The organism is Zhongshania aliphaticivorans, from assembly GCF_902705855.1.
Lineage (GTDB): Bacteria > Pseudomonadota > Gammaproteobacteria > Pseudomonadales > Spongiibacteraceae > Spongiibacter > Spongiibacter aliphaticivorans_B.
Window position 1 is genome coordinate 528,414 of the sequence record NZ_CACSIJ010000011.1, and the last position, 15,424, is coordinate 543,837.

Annotated in this window: 14 protein-coding genes; 9 read left to right on the plus strand and 5 right to left on the minus strand. The window is 48.5% G+C overall.

All coding sequences use genetic code 11. The annotated features are described in order from the left end of the window. Positions 1 to 203 precede the first annotated feature (203 nt). The 3 genes from GVJ32_RS06875 (at position 204) to GVJ32_RS06885 (ending at position 4,154) form a co-directional block, all read left to right on the plus strand. Complete coding sequence (locus tag GVJ32_RS06875) at positions 204 to 1,991, plus strand: acyl-CoA dehydrogenase C-terminal domain-containing protein (RefSeq protein WP_159239287.1); 1,788 nt, start codon at positions 204 to 206, stop codon at positions 1,989 to 1,991. Positions 1,992 to 2,055: 64 nt separating this feature from the next. Then, on the plus strand, positions 2,056 to 3,846 hold the full coding sequence (locus tag GVJ32_RS06880) for an acyl-CoA dehydrogenase C-terminal domain-containing protein (RefSeq protein ID WP_159239288.1): 1,791 nt from the start codon (positions 2,056 to 2,058) through the stop codon (positions 3,844 to 3,846). Between the two features lie 119 nt (positions 3,847 to 3,965). Beyond that, the gene (locus GVJ32_RS06885; protein ID WP_159239289.1) at positions 3,966 to 4,154 is read left to right on the plus strand and encodes a DUF3094 family protein; all 189 of its coding nucleotides are present in this window, start codon (positions 3,966 to 3,968) and stop codon (positions 4,152 to 4,154) included. Between the two features lie 90 nt (positions 4,155 to 4,244). Here GVJ32_RS06885 and GVJ32_RS06890 read toward each other — a convergent pair whose 3' ends face one another. The 3 genes from GVJ32_RS06890 to GVJ32_RS06900 form a co-directional block, all read right to left on the minus strand. After that, entirely contained in the window at positions 4,245 to 5,546 is a 1,302-nt protein-coding gene (locus tag GVJ32_RS06890; RefSeq protein WP_159239290.1) for a GntP family permease, read from the minus strand. A gap of 187 nt (positions 5,547 to 5,733) precedes the next feature. Next, positions 5,734 to 7,722 (minus strand): SDR family oxidoreductase, encoded by a 1,989-nt coding sequence (locus tag GVJ32_RS06895; protein ID WP_159239291.1) that lies wholly within the window; start codon positions 7,720 to 7,722, stop codon positions 5,734 to 5,736. Between the two features lie 45 nt (positions 7,723 to 7,767). Next, positions 7,768 to 9,177 (minus strand): wax ester/triacylglycerol synthase family O-acyltransferase, encoded by a 1,410-nt coding sequence (locus GVJ32_RS06900; protein WP_159239292.1) that lies wholly within the window; start codon positions 9,175 to 9,177, stop codon positions 7,768 to 7,770. A gap of 262 nt (positions 9,178 to 9,439) precedes the next feature. Between GVJ32_RS06900 and GVJ32_RS06905 the strand changes: the two genes are divergently transcribed. From GVJ32_RS06905 to GVJ32_RS06930, 6 genes are all read left to right on the plus strand, one after another. Beyond that, on the plus strand, positions 9,440 to 10,288 hold the full coding sequence (locus GVJ32_RS06905) for a peroxiredoxin family protein (protein ID WP_159239293.1): 849 nt from the start codon (positions 9,440 to 9,442) through the stop codon (positions 10,286 to 10,288). An 18-nt stretch (positions 10,289 to 10,306) separates the two neighbouring features. Then, complete coding sequence (locus GVJ32_RS06910; protein ID WP_159239294.1) at positions 10,307 to 10,975, plus strand: NUDIX hydrolase; 669 nt, start codon at positions 10,307 to 10,309, stop codon at positions 10,973 to 10,975. A 130-nt stretch (positions 10,976 to 11,105) separates the two neighbouring features. Further along, a complete protein-coding gene (locus GVJ32_RS06915) occupies positions 11,106 to 11,555 on the plus strand; it encodes an EF-hand domain-containing protein (protein ID WP_159239295.1) in 450 nt (149 codons plus the stop codon). A gap of 40 nt (positions 11,556 to 11,595) precedes the next feature. Continuing rightward, positions 11,596 to 12,132: an RNA polymerase sigma factor gene (locus GVJ32_RS06920; RefSeq protein WP_159239296.1), complete on the plus strand. Its 537-nt coding sequence runs from the start codon at positions 11,596 to 11,598 to the stop codon at positions 12,130 to 12,132. Continuing rightward, the gene (locus GVJ32_RS06925) at positions 12,129 to 12,566 is read left to right on the plus strand and encodes a hypothetical protein (RefSeq protein WP_159239297.1); all 438 of its coding nucleotides are present in this window, start codon (positions 12,129 to 12,131) and stop codon (positions 12,564 to 12,566) included. The genes GVJ32_RS06920 and GVJ32_RS06925 overlap by 4 nt, the downstream gene beginning before the upstream one ends. Continuing rightward, the gene (locus GVJ32_RS06930) at positions 12,563 to 13,045 is read left to right on the plus strand and encodes a periplasmic heavy metal sensor (protein ID WP_159239298.1); all 483 of its coding nucleotides are present in this window, start codon (positions 12,563 to 12,565) and stop codon (positions 13,043 to 13,045) included. The genes GVJ32_RS06925 and GVJ32_RS06930 overlap by 4 nt, the downstream gene beginning before the upstream one ends. Here the strand turns inward: GVJ32_RS06930 and GVJ32_RS06935 are convergent. Together GVJ32_RS06935 and GVJ32_RS06940 are read right to left on the minus strand one after the other, a co-directional pair. After that, positions 13,042 to 13,695 carry a lytic transglycosylase domain-containing protein gene (locus GVJ32_RS06935; RefSeq protein WP_159239299.1) on the minus strand — a complete coding sequence of 218 codons (654 nt, stop codon included), beginning with the start codon at positions 13,693 to 13,695 and terminating at the stop codon, positions 13,042 to 13,044. The two genes, GVJ32_RS06930 and GVJ32_RS06935, sit on opposite strands and share 4 nt — an antisense overlap. After that, positions 13,696 to 15,420, minus strand: a complete 1,725-nt coding sequence (locus GVJ32_RS06940; protein WP_159239300.1) for a proline--tRNA ligase — start codon at positions 15,418 to 15,420, stop codon at positions 13,696 to 13,698. It abuts the gene before it with no gap. Positions 15,421 to 15,424 lie beyond the last annotated feature (4 nt).

The following is a 15,424-nucleotide window of genomic DNA, read 5'->3' on the forward strand; positions in this document are numbered from 1 at the left end:
GGTCTTTCGGGTTTGTACTTAAAATTTTTAATTATTTGATTTAAAAGACAATTTTAGTTTGTATGGCTTGAGGTATAGGTATTTTCCTTTATTAGGTAAATCCAAAATAACTTGCAAGACGTAATAAAAACGCTATAGTTGTCACTGTCAACATTGGTGGGTATTTAGCTGCCCGCGATATTCTTGTTCATGAGGTCATTGTCATGCCGCAATATACAGCGCCACTTCGCGATATCAATTTTGTGCTGAAAGAAGTACTTAATTGCGATAAACACTTTGCCAGTCTTGCAACCCGTGAAGAGGTAAGCGAAGACTTGATGGACGCTATTATTTCCGAAGGCGCCAAATTTTCAGAAAATGTCTTGTCACCCTTAAATCAAATTGGTGACCAGCAGGGTTGTACTTGGTCAGAATCGGGCGTGACTACGCCAGAAGGCTTTAAAGAAGCTTACCAGCAGTTTGCGGAAGGTGGCTGGCCCNCCATGACGGCTAATCCACAATTTGGCGGCCAAGGTTTGCCGAATTCGCTGGGTTTAGTTGTAACTGAGATGGTGAGTTCAGCCTGTTGGGCTTGGGGTATGTATACCGGTTTGTCACAGTCTGCCGCGCGCTTACTCGAGGCTTATGCCAGTGATGAGTTGCAGGAAACCTATCTGGCTAAAATGACCGATGGTACTTGGGGCGGCACAATGTGTTTAACCGAGTCGCATTGCGGTTCCGATCTCGGCTTGCTAAGAACTAAAGCCGATATGAATGCCGATGGTAGCTATAACGTTACCGGTACCAAGATATTCATTTCTGGTGGCGAGCACGACATGATGGAAAATATCATCCATCTTGTATTGGCTCGTGTAGAAGGTGCGCCGGCTGGTACAAAAGGCATCTCATTATTTGTAGTGCCCAAATTCTTACCTGACGAAAACGGCGAAGTGGGTGAGCGTAATGGCGTTCACTGCGGCAGTATCGAGCATAAGATGGGTATCAAGGCATCAGCAACTTGTGTGATGAACTTTGACAGCGCGAAAGGCTTTTTAGTCGGCGAAGAAAATCGCGGTCTTAATGCCATGTTCCACATGATGAACTCGGCTCGCCTAGGTACTGCCTTGCAAGGCTTGTCTGCAGGCGAAGCATCGTTCCAAGGTGCTTTGGCATACGCGCGCGATCGTTTGCAAATGCGTTCACTGAGCGGGCCAAAAAATCCTGATGGTCCTGCTGACCCGTTGATTGTTCATGCAGATGTCCGTCGCATGCTGTTAACCCAAAAGGCCTTTGCTGAGGGTAGCCGTGCGTTTATCTATTGGGTGGCGCAGCTTGTTGATACCTTCTATTTCTCAGGTGATGAAGAAGAGCGCAATAAGGCCGAAGAACTTTCTGAGTTACTCACGCCAATTGCGAAGGCATTTGTTACTGAAACTGGTTTAGAGTCTGCTAACTACGGTATGCAGGTGTTTGGTGGTCATGGATTTATTTCTGAGTGGGGTATGGAGCAAATCGTCCGCGATTTACGTATCTCTACACTCTATGAAGGCACGACAGGTATTCAAGCATTAGATTTACTCGGTCGTAAGGTGATGGGTAGCGGTGGTAAGCAGTTAATGGTGTTTACTAAAATTATTCACCAATTCTGCAAAGAACAGCAAGACAAGCCTGGCATGGCGCCATTTGTTGAGAAATTACAAACGCTGAACGCAGAGTGGGGCGACATCACCGGTAAATTGGGTGAAAAAGCCATGAGTAATGCCGATGAAGTTGGCGCTGCATCAGTCGATTATTTGATGTACTCAGGTTATGTATCACTAGCCTTTATGTGGGCGCGTATGGCGTCTATTGCCTTAGACGGTGACGCCGATGATGCTTTCCTTAAAGCAAAAATCCAAACCGCTCAGTTCTACTACCAGCGTATTTTGCCGCGCACTGAATCTCATAAGCTCGCGATGCTTAATGGGGCAGACAGTGTGATGGCGATGCCTGAAGAGTCGTTCGCGTTTTAATATATTGTGTCGAGTAGATTAACGGCGGCCTATAGGCCGTCGTGCTGATTTAAAGGAGCAACTCATGCCTGAATATAAAGCCCCCCTCCGTGATATGCAGTTTGTTTTACACGAGGTTTTTAAAGCTGAAACCCTGTGGCAAACCATGCCTGCTATGGAAGATGTAAACCGAGAACTTGCTGATGCCATCCTCGAAGAGGGTGCAAAAATCAATGAAACCTTGGTTGCGCCACTCAGTCAGCCTGGGCACGAAGAAGGGGTGAAGTGGACAGATGGTGTTGTTACTACGCCTAAAGGTTACCCTGAAGCATTTCGCCAACTAGCCGAGGGCGGCTGGGGTGGTTTATCTGGTGCGCCGGAGTACGGCGGTCAGACTATGCCGAAAATGTTGGTTCTCTTGTTTGAAGAGATGTTGTACTCCTCAAACATTGCGATGGGCCTATATTTAACACTGACGTCCGGCGCGGCTTTGGCCATTGCCAGTCATGCGACGGATGAGCTTAAAACTAAATATCTACCCAATATGTATTCTGGTAAGTGGGCTGGAGCCATGTGCCTAACGGAAAGCCATGCGGGTACGGATCTTGGTATGATTCGTACTAAAGCAGAGCCGTTAGCGGATGGCAGTTACAGTATCACAGGTACTAAAATATTTATTACTGGTGGTGACCAAGATTTAACTGAGAATATTATTCATTTGGTGTTAGCTAAATTGCCAGATGCGCCTGCTGGCTCCAAAGGTATTTCCTTATTCCTTGTCCCTAAAATGAAGGTCAATGAAGATGGTAGCAGCGGTGAAAACAACGGTGTTCACTGCGGTAGCATAGAACACAAAATGGGTATCAATGCCTCGGCAACCTGTGTAATAAATTTCGATGGTGCGCAGGGCTATCTTGTCGGCGAGATCAATCGTGGTTTGCAGGGTATGTTTACCATGATGAACTACGAGCGCCTGTCGGTGGGCATTCAAGGTTTGAGCGCAGCAGAGGCCGCCTACCAATGGTCTTCAATATACGCACGTGAGCGTCTGCAAAGTCGTGCTCCGTCTGGGCCGGTTAATAGTGCTGGCGCAGCTGATCCTATTATTGTGCACCCTGATGTTCGCCGTATGTTATTAACTCAAAAGGCGTATGTTGAGGCTGGTCGTGCCTTTGCCGTCTATGTTGGTAAGCAGCTAGATGAGTCTAAATTCGGCAGCGGTGAGGTTAAAGCTAAAGCAGAGGGTATGGTTGAGTTACTAACCCCTATCGCTAAAGCTTTCCTTACTGATAAAGGTTTAGAAGGTACTGTAGCGGGCCAGCAAATATTTGGCGGACATGGCTATATTCGTGAATGGGGTATGGAACAGTTAGTGCGCGACGTGCGTATTAGCCAGATTTACGAAGGTACCAACGGCATTCAAGCGCTTGATTTAATGGGCCGCAAAATCGCAGCCAATGGCGCGCAGAACCTTAATGTATTGATAGCGGAGATGCGTGAATTTGCGGGCTCTGCGGCATCAGTAAATGGCATGGATGAGTTTTTAGTGCCATTAAATGAAGCGGTTAAAAATCTTGAATCGCTGTCTGAATTTGTTTTGGCGCAGGCGCAAGCCGGTGATGCAAATGCCATTGGCGCTGCATCGGTTGAGTTTCTGCATGTGATGGGCTTTACGCTCTACACCTATATGTGGGCAATGATGACGCGTACCGTGCTAAGTGGAGAAAGCCAGCAGGGTGAAGCGTTCTCGCAAGCCAAGCTGCACACGGCGCGCTTCTTTATTCAACGTTTACTGCCGCAGGCAAAGGGTTTGAGCGAGTCAATCCGCAACGGCAGTGCCAGCTTGATGGATATTCCTGAGGAGGCATTTGCCTAATTTGGTATAGCCACGGTAAAACTGGTGAATAAGGCGGCAACTTGCGATAATGGTGCCGCCTTTTTTATTGCCTGAATAAAGCGCAGGTAATGCCATTTTTAATTGCTTGTGGTGGAATAATGGAAAACGAACACAATAAATTGTACCCAGAAGATCAGGCCAAGGTAGATGCCTACTTAAAGCAGGGTTATAACAATGTTGAGCGCAAGCCTTACCGACCATTAAAGCTGCTTGGTATTTTACTGATTATGGTGTCGACGATTTCGGCCGGTGCCTTGTTGTTAGCCTGGATGAGCGGCATCCACTAATTTTGCTCAACCCTCTCTATAAGTGATTAGACGCTTCGAGTTCTAAAGCTTGATTCACTCATAGAGGTAGCAAGCTCCTCTCTGTATCGATTAAAAAAACTGCATTAGTGTCACTGCGAGGATTAAACCTACCGTAGGGATCGCTATTGTTAAGGCGGCGATGGGCCAATACGCACTCTTATGGGTTTCACCGCAAATTGCTCTTACTGTAGTCACGATATACCCATTGTGAGGCAGTGAATCTAGCGCGCCAGAGGCGATGGATGAGATTCTGTGGAGCTGATCTGGATTTACACCTAAGTCAGTATAGTGCGGGCCCAATACGGGCAGCGCGATAGATAGACCGCCAGATGCCGAGCCAGTAAGTCCGGCAATGGTAGTGACAGCGATTGCGGCACCGATTAGCTCATTACCCGGAATGCCTGTCATTGCATCTACAGCAACGGCAAAGGCAGGAGACGCTTTTGCCATAGTGCCGAATCCCACCACGGCGGCGGTATTACCTATGGCGATCAGTGCACCCGTGGTGCCTTCATTTATCGCCTTGTTCATATTGTGAAAGTGTTTGAAATTAATGACTATGATACATATACAGCCACTGAGTAAGGCGAGTATCAGTGCATATTGCTGTAGAGACTCATGGAAGAAAAACGACACACCAAGTACAACCAATAACGGTAGTAAGCCGGTGATTGGATTAGGGTAATCCCGCTCTGGAATATCAGGGTCAGTTGCACGATGCTCAAAGTGTTCGCCGTTGGCAACGGCCTTGCGAATCATTCGGTTAATCCAGAAAAATCCGCAGACGGCCATAAATATCGCCACAATAAAGCTAACTTCCCACGCGGCGTAGGGGCTGGTGTGCAAAAATTTAACTGGAATCCAGTTTTGGATTTCTGGCGAGCCGGCGGTGGTCATTGTAAAGGTGATAGAGCCAAACGCGAGAGCGCCGGGAATAAAGCGCCGTGGCAAATTGGCGTCTTTAAATAGACCTAAGGCCATTGGGTAAACAGAAAACGCGACGACATAAACACTCACGCCACCGTAGGTTAATACCGCGCACGCCAAAACCACCGCCGCAACGGCGTGCTTCATACCTATTTTGCCAATAATCCAGCGGGCGAGACTGTCGGCGGTACCGGTATCTTCCATGAATTTGCCGAACAAGCTGCCCAGTAAAAACATTAAAAACCATGCGCCTACAAAGCCTGCAAATCCATTCATGTAGGTAGTGACGAAGGCGTTCGGCCCATCGTTGGGGAATACTGGGATGCCGCCGCTTAAACCCACAATGAGTGCGCATAGGGGCGCGGCAATGAACAGATTCCATCCGCGTAGCGCGAGAGTTGTCAGCAACAGTAAGCCGCCGACTAAGCCGATCATACTGACCATGAAGTGCTCCTAGGTACTTTTAGCGTGTCGTATTTTTATGAAGGGACTAATCCTAACTGACAAAACTAAGTTACTGCCAATAGAAATCCGTTAATTTTGAGTTTTGATCAATAGTGCAGCGAGAGGAGTGTTCGAAGGGTAGGTAACAAGAGGTCTAAGGCCTCTTGTTACCTAATGTGCGCGAGACTTAGACGTGGATACCTTTGAGTACAGCAGCTAGTGCCATTTGCTCAGAAGATACCTCAGTTTTGTTCTCCTCGCCGTCCCCTTTGGCGGCAGAAGAGTCTGGGAAGGTGCGGAAAACAGTGTTCATGATGATTTCTACGGCTTTGGGCATAATGGCGTTAAGTACTTGCATGGTGATACCAAGGCCAGTCGCAATACGTTTTGGTCTGCGAATAATGGCATCGCAGATCATATCTGCGGCTTCGTCTGGCGACAATGTGGGCACCGAGTTGTAGATTGAGGTTGGCCCAATCATTGGCGTTCTAACTAGTGGCATATTAATGGTGGTAAAGGCGATATTGCGGTCAGAGAACTCAGCTGCCGCCGATCGTGAAAATGCATCTAACGCCGATTTTGAAGCCGCGTACGCAGAGAAGCGTGGCGATGTACCAACTATAACGGCAATAGAAGAAATATTGATCACATGACCGGCTTTGCGTTCTAGCATCGACGGCGCCAAGCCCATAATTAAACGAATTGCGCCAAAGTAGTTGAGCTGCATGGTACGTTCAAAATCGTGGAAGCGGTCGAAGGTTAACTCAAGTGAGCGACGAATTGAACGTCCGGCATTGTTAACAAGCACATCGACTTTGCCATGATTTTCTAGCAAGGTCGCGACTAATTTATCGCAAGATTCCAAGTCAGACACGTCACAGCTGTAGGCGTAGCTGGTACCGCCTTTGTCAGCGATTTCCTTTTGGGTTTCTTCTAATTTTTCGAGTGATCGGGCAACGAGAACGACCTTGGCACCGGCACTGGCAAGTTTAAACGCGGCGGCTTTACCGATACCTGACGAGGCGCCGGTAATCACAATGACTTTGTCTTTTACATTGCCGCGCAATGAGCGGTCTTTAAATAAGTCAGGGTCGAGATTACGCTCCCAGTAATCCCAAATTTTGTGCGCGTAATCTTCTAAAGCTGGTGGTGAAATACCACTTCCTTTAAGGGCTTTGAGGGTATCGCGGGTGTCAAAGCGAGTCGGCATATTCATAAAGCTAACGGCGTCTTGCGGGATATGATAATCCGCTAAGATGGCGTTTATGATTCGGCGAACCGGTGGCAGTCCTTTTAAAAGGTTAAGAATAGAAGCGGGGATGAAGGCAAACATCCGCATATCAATACGCAGCGCGAAGCGGGGCGCGTGTGCTGCTTGTGAGAAAATATTGAGTACTTCGCCCACTTGCTGCGACTCAGGATTAACCAAGTGGAAGCAGCGGCCGTCTAACCCAGCTTTATGCGATAAGAAATCCATTGCGTCAGCAACGTAGTCAACGGGGACAATATTCATTTGTCCGCCTTCTACGCCAATCAGCGGCACCCACTGCGGAATACGGTTGCGCAACTTTTGAAGTAATTTAAAGAAATAATACGGGCCGTCGATTTTGTCGATTTCGCCGGTTTTAGAATCGCCCACCACCATCGCGGGGCGATAAATGCGGTAAGGTATTTTGCACTCGTTGCGTACCAGTCCTTCTGACACGTGCTTGGTACGGAAGTAAGCGTGATCAAGGCCTTTGGCCTCTTCGAACATGTCTTCTCTAAATGTACCTCGGTACAAACCGGCTGCAGCAATTGAGCTTGCTAGGTGGAAGCATTTGGCAGACATCGCCTCAGCAGCGGCGATGGCATTTTTAGTGCCCTGTACATTGGCAATCTCTTGGCTTGCAGTGTCAGCTTTTAGATCGTAAATCGCTGCAAGATGATAAAAGTGCTTAACCGACCCCTTTAGTGTGGTCATATCTTTAGTGCTAATACCTAGGCGCGGTTTTGACAGGTCGCCATTTATTGCGACTAAGCGGTCAGCACTAAGTCCCGTTCTCTCAAGAAGGTCTTTGTATTTTTGCTTTGAGCCTCGGCGCACTAAAACATAAATAGTGCCTTTGCGTTTGGCGAGACGCTCGATTAAGAAGCGGCCAATAAAACCAGTACCGCCGGTGACAAAATAGCTCATGGTAAATCTCCAGGTTTCTTTGAATGCTATGTATCTATGGCTTTGTTATTTTTTAGATTTTGCAAGCACAGATGGCGAGACGGCCTCTTCGAGGTCGTCAAAGGCATCGTGTATATAGTTGCCGAGAACTTCAAGATTTGGCATGGCGGTAGTGGCAACCAAGCCAAATTGTAAACGGCCGTCATAACTGTATAGCGTAATATTGAGATGGTTGCTCGGTGTTAAGGCGCTAATAGGGTACATTTCTTCTAATTTTGCCCCTTTCAAATAAAGCGCCTTCGCCGGACCGGGTACATTCGAAACTAATGTGTTGCCTAGCGGCGGTAACACGTCGCCAAGTTTCAGTGCTTCGCCAATCAGCGATACTCCCCCAAGTAATACCGTGTAAGCCATTACTGATGCGGGCGGCACGCCATCGATTTGGTAGCGTACGTTGCGGAGTGTAAAGCCGATTTCACGTAGTCTTTCATAGGGGTCGGTGGTTTTATTGGCCAGCTCGACCAAGACAATGCCGATTTTATTGCCGAAGCTATCATCGCCGCTCTGGCGCAAATTTACCGGCATCTGGATAGTGATGGGTTCGTTAATGTCGGTTCCGCAGTCCTGTAGGTAGCGATGCAGTGCGCCATCAATACACGTTAAGGCAATGTGGTTGAGGGTAGACCGAGTGAGTTTGCGCAGGCGATGCACGCGCTCCATATCAACTGCGGCGGTGGCAATTTGCCGGCCAGCGCTGACTTGCCCGGTTAATGGCGTTGAGCTATTGGCTTTAAACGGCACTGCAACTGCGTTTTTGGTAAGGTTTAATGTCTCTAAAGCCAATTGTGCGCTGAGCTTGGTGAGGCCGGTGACCGCTTTTATATAGTCGCCAGAACGCCCGCCGAGCTGAGTTAGTACTTTCATGATGGAAATGCTATCTGCTGTATTTTGCAGGCGCTTCTGGGGTAGTACAGACCAGATTGGTGTAACCGCTTTAGTTCGTGCAGATTTACTTAAACTATTTACCAGCCATGACGACATGGTGACGCCGTCGGCATAGGCGTGGTGCAGCTTGGTATAGATCGCAAAGCGCTCGTCATCAATACCTTGAATAACATGCATTTCCCACATAGGGCGGACGCGGTCCATACGAACACTGTGTAAATTGCCGATTAAATCGTAAAGGCTCTCACGAAAGTCGTCGCCCTCTATAGCGTGAAAAAAGACATGGTTATTGATGTCGAAATCTAAGTCGCATTTCCAGCGCGGTGCACTAAAGACGGAGAACTGAATTATTTGATTAAAGGGGGCGCGAATTTCATCGATATTGCCCGCGTACTCGTCAACGAGTTGCTCAACATAGTTGGCGGGCGCCTTTGCTGGCTTGCGAAACATGAGCAAGCCGCCAACATGCTTGGGGCTCGCGTCGGTTTCGGTTAGAAAAAAAGCTAAATCCATTACTGAAAGTTTTGCCATTTGTTTCCACACCCTGTATTTGCAACTATTTGATATATTTAGCGTTGTTGTGTTTTTTTAATTCGCTGAGGCGTAAGCTATGCAATTGGATACGAATTAGTTTATGTCTTAATATTTTTATTGGCTATTGCCGGATTTTTTGGCAGCGATAATTTTCGGTCAATTGCTTAGTATTATTCTTATGTAAGCTCACGCTACAACACAATAAGTAAGTTTCATAGCGAAAGGCTAGATGTTTGGTGAATAACAGGAATAAGAACGCATGATAAAGGGTCTGATATCTCGGCTTAAGCGCTGGTATGCAATTCCCTATCTGTTTTTGTGTATTGCGGTTTCCATTCAAAGTATTTACCACCTTTTGACTGACGCGGTATTTAGCGTGTCTTGGTTGGGGGCCGCCGTTGCTGTTGGGCCATTAGTGCTGTTTATGAGTGTGGTTTATTCCTTGCCATACACGCGAGTTGTGCGTTTTATTGCCCTTCCTGTCGTTATGGCGCTGCTGGGTTCGGTGTTGACGGTCATCGAAATGAGACCTCTGCCGACATTTTATACCTTGTTTTTCGGGCTGGGTGGCGTGTTGGTATACGTGTTTTGGTATACCTATTTAGATCGCAGTGACAATGTTTTACTAAGAAAAGGTGCTCAGTTAGCGGACTTTACCTTGACGACTATGGGTGGCGAGTCGATTTCTGCATCGAGCTTTTTAGGCCGAAAAGTTTTATGGGTGTTTTTCCGCGGTAATTGGTGTCCGATGTGTCAGGCACAATTAGCAGATTTGGCTAAACAATACGATGCGCTCTGTGAGCGCGGTGTTGAAGTCGTACTAATCAGTCCTCAAAGCCGCGCGAAAAGTGCCGAGCAGCAGGCGCGCCTTGGTGTGCCGATGCAATTCTACGCAGATGTGGATAATCAGGCTGCGCGAAGCCTCGGCATTGTTCATCGTTACGGCGTGCCGTTGGGAATACTCGGTTACGGCCAAGATACCGTGTTGCCTACCGTATTGATGACGGATGAGGGTGGCAACATTATTTATGTCGATCTAACGGATAATTTCCGAATTCGGCCGCGTGCAGAAACATTAATAGATACGCTAGACCAAGCGTGGGTATAGCGGGATAGGTTTTAATATATGACAACAGATATTCGAGCAGCAGCAACCGCAATACTGGTTCGTGACAGTGATAAGGGCATAGAAACCTTGTTATTGCGCAGACATACGCAGCTTAAGGTTGGTGGCGGGCACTGGGTGTTTCCTGGTGGCACAGTAGACCCTGAAGACACTGTCGGCACCGAAACCGACGAGCAGGCAGCACGAGCGGCGGCAGTACGAGAGACGCAGGAGGAGGCGGGTATCGAGTTGCGCGCTGAGGATATGTTACTACTGTCGCACTGGACGACGCCCCCAACAATGGGGCGGCGCTTTGCCACGTGGTTTTATCTCGTTGAAGGAAATCAAGCAGACGTCGTTGTCGACGGTGAAGAGATGGACGACTACAGCTGGGGGGCGCCGAGTTATTTTCTAGACCTTCATCGTCAAGGGGAATTGGCGCTTATGCCGCCCACGGTTGTTACGCTTACCGAGCTGGCCGGTTGTGTGACATTAATAGGCGCGAAGCAGTTCTATACCAGCCGCGCTGTACCGTATTTTGAGCCTAGAATATCGTCACACAATGATGTGATTTGCATGCTATATGGTGGGGATGCGGGCTACGATACCACTGATCCCAATGCGGATGGTCCACGGAACCGCTGTTATTTAGAGGATGGTGTGTGGCGCTATGACTTCAGTGCTAGCTAATAGCAAAGTACTTATAGCTAAAAATTATTTTTAACTCCCTGCGAAGGATTTTTTTGTTTGCCGTGTTTAATCATTAACGGCCGTAACAATGAAGCAAAATTCTGAACTATGATTCTTGGGAGTACCCATCATGAATACAGCACAAAAAGTATTAAGCGTTATCGTTTCTTTGGCTGCAATGTCGGCTATCGCTGGCGAAGAGGGAAAGCAACGTCCTAATTTCGATCTGAACGGCGACGGTTCGGTAAGTACCGAAGAGTTGTCTCAGCACCGTCAGGCCATGTTTGCAAAAATGGATTTAAATAGCGACGGTAATTTGACCCGCGAAGAAATGACCGAATACAAGGCAAAGATGAAGGCAGAGCGCGAGGCAAATAAGAAAGATCGTTTTGATCGTGCCGATGCAAATGAAGACGGCCAGATTTCTGCTGAGGAATTTGCCGCGAGTTCGGATGGCATGGCAAAACGAATGGATCGCAACGGTGACGGAACCATTGGCCGTCGTGAAATGTTTAAGTCAATGCGTGACCACGGTGGGCGTCATGATGGCGAACACCGTAAAGGTAAGGAAGGAGTATAATTGACTCCCGTCCCCTCTCGCCAACTCAATAGGATTCAGCGTGCAGTTATCTGACTTTGAATTGATGCGGCGAGTCGCGGACGGTGACCAATATGCGTTTTCAACACTGTTGGATCGTCATAGCAAAATGGTGTTGAACCTTACGTACCGTATTGTATTGTCGAGGGACGATGCTGAAGATCTCTGCCAAGAAGTATTTGAACGGCTTTGGACTCAGGCTCCAACGTGGCGAGATGACGCTAAATTAACAACGTGGTTACATCGAGTGGCGAGCAATTTGGCGCTTAATTACAGTCAGCGCGTTCAGCAACGGCATGTACTTGACGATGGCTTGGTTGAATTTATCGTAGATAGTGCGGTGCCAGATGGACCAGCAAATGAAGATGACAATACCGCAGTGCTCGACGCTTTGAAGGCGCTGCCAGACAATCAGCGGGCAGTGATGGCATTTCGTTTTTATCAAGATACATCAGTGAAAGATATTGCGAAGATTATGGGATTGTCTGCCAAGGCAGTTGAGTCATTAATTGGTCGAGCGAAGCAGCAGCTTAAAACGCGATTGGGAGGTCGGGAATGATACTGACAGAACGAATATTCTCTGCGTTGATAGCACGACATGGGGCGGATACTGCACGCTGGCCATTTATTTATCGATTGTTATTGCCTGTTTTTTTAGGTTCAGAGGCGTGTTTGCTACTGTGGCGTGAAGCGCAGCTAGATGAAAACCGTTTGCGTGGTCTGTATAAGGATGAGTTGCCTGAGCTTGAACCAAGCGCGGCCTTACAAACGCGCTTGGCGGCAATTGCTCGCCCACGACGACAGCCAGTGCGCGAGTCCTTTATGCCGGTTTGGCGTTTGAGTTTTACCGCGGCAATGGCCTCAGCTTTGCTGGGGGTTGTGTTGGGTGCTGGTGGATATTTTGCTGATTACACAGATCCCGATGATGCGTATACCTTCGACGTTTCGACTAGCTACGAAGTGAGTAATTGGATTGCAGGTACGGATTTATGAGTGTGCGTAAAGGTGTTGTTATTGCCCTGTTTGTGTCGCTGGTGCTAAACGGCGTTTTACTTGGTTTGTATGCTGGGCACCGTTTAATGGGTGAAGAGCGTCATGCTATGCACGGCATGGCCAAACAGCTTTTAAAGGACGAGCCAAAAGAACTGGCTGAACCTATGCGTCAGGTGCTCGAAATGCATCGCAAAGACATGGCGAGGGCGTATCGAAAACTACGTTCCGCTAAGCGAGATATGGTCGATATTCTAAAGCAAGATAGTGCGACCGAGGTCGATATTAAAAGCGGTTTTAAAGCTATTCGTATTGCAGATAATAATTTAAAGCAGGTGAGCCATGAAGTATTGGCGACGGTGTTAGCGACATTACCGCCAGAGCAAAGATTGAAATTTGCGCTGCGGGAATTGGGGCGGATGCAAAAGAAACCACCAAGACCTGACTCCCCTGACCGTAATGGCGAGAGACCACCACGCTAGTAGTTTGGTAATTCGCCGTTATACCAATGGCGTCGCCATCGATCAAACACCCGCTCTGGATACCAGCTTTTACCTAGGCTGCCATTGTAACGAGCCAGAGCGCGGTGAAGATTGCCTTTTTCTTTCTGTAAATAAAACTGCAAAATCTGACAGCCGTAACGTAAATTCGTGTCGGCATTAGTTAGGTTGTCGTCGGGACGGCCGATTTCTTTTTTCCAGAACGGCATCACTTGCATTAGGCCCTGTGCACCAACGCGAGATACCGCAAAGCGGTCAAAATAACTTTCTACTTCAATCAGCGCCAATACCAGCTCTGGGCTTAGTCCCGCGGCACTCGCCTCGCGATGAACACTGCGCAAAAAAGTTAGTCGTTCTTGCGGGTCACCGACGTATCTTGTCATACGGCTGGACATGTCGAATAGCCAAACCTCAGCGTCGAAGCGGTCTTTAAAGCTGCCCGCTTCGGCGATGGCTTGCTTCAGAAAAATACGTAGTTCTTCGCGCTCTTGTTGCTCAGCGGTCAATGTCGCCGATGCAGTGTTAGGCTCGGTGTTGGCATGGCTTAGTACTGGGTTTGTAATTAATACTAGCAGGAGCAAGCTCGATGCTAATACATCGAGCTTGCCTAGTGCGCCCCGCGATTCGCTCATTTAGCGCGGCAGTTGCTGCTGAATAAAGTCCACGATACCGTCAATCGCAACATCTTCGTTGTCGCTTGCGCTGCGGTTTTTATATTCCAGCATGCCATTGTCTAAACCACGGTCGCCAATCACGATGCGGTGGGGGATGCCTACCAGCTCCATGTCAGCAAATTTAACACCGGGACGTTCGTTGCGATCGTCAAGCAATACGTCGTAACCCAGTCCACGTAACGTGGCATAGAGTTGTTCAGCGTGTTCGCGAACGCGCTCTGACTTTTGGATGTTTAATGGCACGATGGCGATTTCAAATGGCGCGATGCTGGCTGGCCAAATAATGCCTTTGTCATCATTGTTTTGTTCAATGGCTGAAGCGACAACACGGGTGACGCCAATACCATAGCAGCCCATGATCATGGTTTGATCTTTGCCATTTTCATTGAGTACGGTGGCCTTCATTGCCTCTGAGTACTTGGTGCCAAGTTGGAAAATGTGGCCGACTTCGATACCGCGCTTAATGAGTAAGCTGCCTTGGCCATCGGGACTAGGGTCACCCTCGACAACGTCGCGCAGATCTGCAGTTTCATTAAAGCTTACGTCTCGATCCCAGTTCACGCCGCTCAAGTGGAAGCCATCTTCGTTTGCGCCGCAAACAAAGTCGGCGCTATGTGCAGCACTGCGATCGGCAATAACGCGAATGCTTAAACCAACAGGTCCGATAGAGCCGGGTTTGCAGCTCAGTTTGGCTTGAATGTCTTCTTCGCTAGCAAATGTGAGCGGCGAGGCGACGCCAGCAATTTTCTCGGCTTTTATTTCGTTTAAATTATGATCGCCACGCACTACTAATGCGACGAGCTCCTTATTGCCGTTTTCGTCAGCGTCGCTGTATACAATTAATGTCTTCAGAATTTGTGCTGCGGCGACCTTCAGGGCTGCGCTTACTTCATCAATAGTATGCGCGCCGGGGGTGGCAATTTTCTCGACAGTGCTAGTTGGTGCAGGGCGTTCGCCGGCGGGGGCGAGTGCTTCAGCCATTTCGACGTTAGCGGCATAGTCAGAGGTGTCAGAGAAGGCGATATCGTCTTCGCCCGACGAGGCCAGAACGTGAAACTCGTGGGAACCGCTGCCGCCGATAGAGCCGGTATCGGCAATGACGGGACGGAAATCTAAGCCGAGACGGGTAAATATGCGGGTATAGGTGGCGTGCATAACGTCGTAAGTGGCTTGCAGTGACTCTTGGTCGTTATGAAAGGAGTAGGCGTCTTTCATAATAAATTCCCGTGACCGCATTACGCCAAAGCGGGGGCGAATCTCGTCACGGAACTTGGTTTGAATTTGGTAAAAGTTAGCTGGCAGCTGCTTATAGCTTTTAATTTCATTGCGGATTAGGTCGGTAATAACTTCTTCGTGGGTGGGGCCAAGGCAGAAAGCGCGGTTGTGGCGGTCACCAATACGCAGTAGTTCAGCGCCGTATTGCTCCCAGCGGCCAGATTCTTCCCATAGCTCGGCGGGCTGAACAACCGGCATCATCACTTCCATTGCGCCGCTGCGGTCCATTTCTTGGCGAACAATATTTTCAACTTTACGCAGCACCCGCAGGCCCATCGGCAGCCATGTATAGAGACCTGTCGCGAGCTTGCGTATCATGCCCGCTCGTAACATAAGTTGGTGGCTGATGACTTCAGCGTCGGCTGGAGTTTCTTTTTGAGTTGCGATCAGAAATTGGCTAGCGCGCATGGTG

Coding starts and splice junctions, on each gene's coding strand:
- GVJ32_RS06880 (WP_159239288.1), top strand. CDS start 2,056: ATGCCTGAATATAAAGCCCCCCTCCGTGATATGCAGTTTGTTTTACAC.
- GVJ32_RS06885 (WP_159239289.1), top strand. CDS start 3,966: ATGGAAAACGAACACAATAAATTGTACCCAGAAGATCAGGCCAAGGTA.
- GVJ32_RS06890 (WP_159239290.1), bottom strand. CDS start 5,546: ATGGTCAGTATGATCGGCTTAGTCGGCGGCTTACTGTTGCTGACAACT.
- GVJ32_RS06895 (WP_159239291.1), bottom strand. CDS start 7,722: ATGAGCTATTTTGTCACCGGCGGTACTGGTTTTATTGGCCGCTTCTTA.
- GVJ32_RS06900 (WP_159239292.1), bottom strand. CDS start 9,177: ATGGCAAAACTTTCAGTAATGGATTTAGCTTTTTTTCTAACCGAAACC.
- GVJ32_RS06905 (WP_159239293.1), top strand. CDS start 9,440: ATGATAAAGGGTCTGATATCTCGGCTTAAGCGCTGGTATGCAATTCCC.
- GVJ32_RS06910 (WP_159239294.1), top strand. CDS start 10,307: ATGACAACAGATATTCGAGCAGCAGCAACCGCAATACTGGTTCGTGAC.
- GVJ32_RS06915 (WP_159239295.1), top strand. CDS start 11,106: ATGAATACAGCACAAAAAGTATTAAGCGTTATCGTTTCTTTGGCTGCA.
- GVJ32_RS06925 (WP_159239297.1), top strand. CDS start 12,129: ATGATACTGACAGAACGAATATTCTCTGCGTTGATAGCACGACATGGG.
- GVJ32_RS06930 (WP_159239298.1), top strand. CDS start 12,563: ATGAGTGTGCGTAAAGGTGTTGTTATTGCCCTGTTTGTGTCGCTGGTG.
- GVJ32_RS06935 (WP_159239299.1), bottom strand. CDS start 13,695: ATGAGCGAATCGCGGGGCGCACTAGGCAAGCTCGATGTATTAGCATCG.
- GVJ32_RS06940 (WP_159239300.1), bottom strand. CDS start 15,420: ATGCGCGCTAGCCAATTTCTGATCGCAACTCAAAAAGAAACTCCAGCC.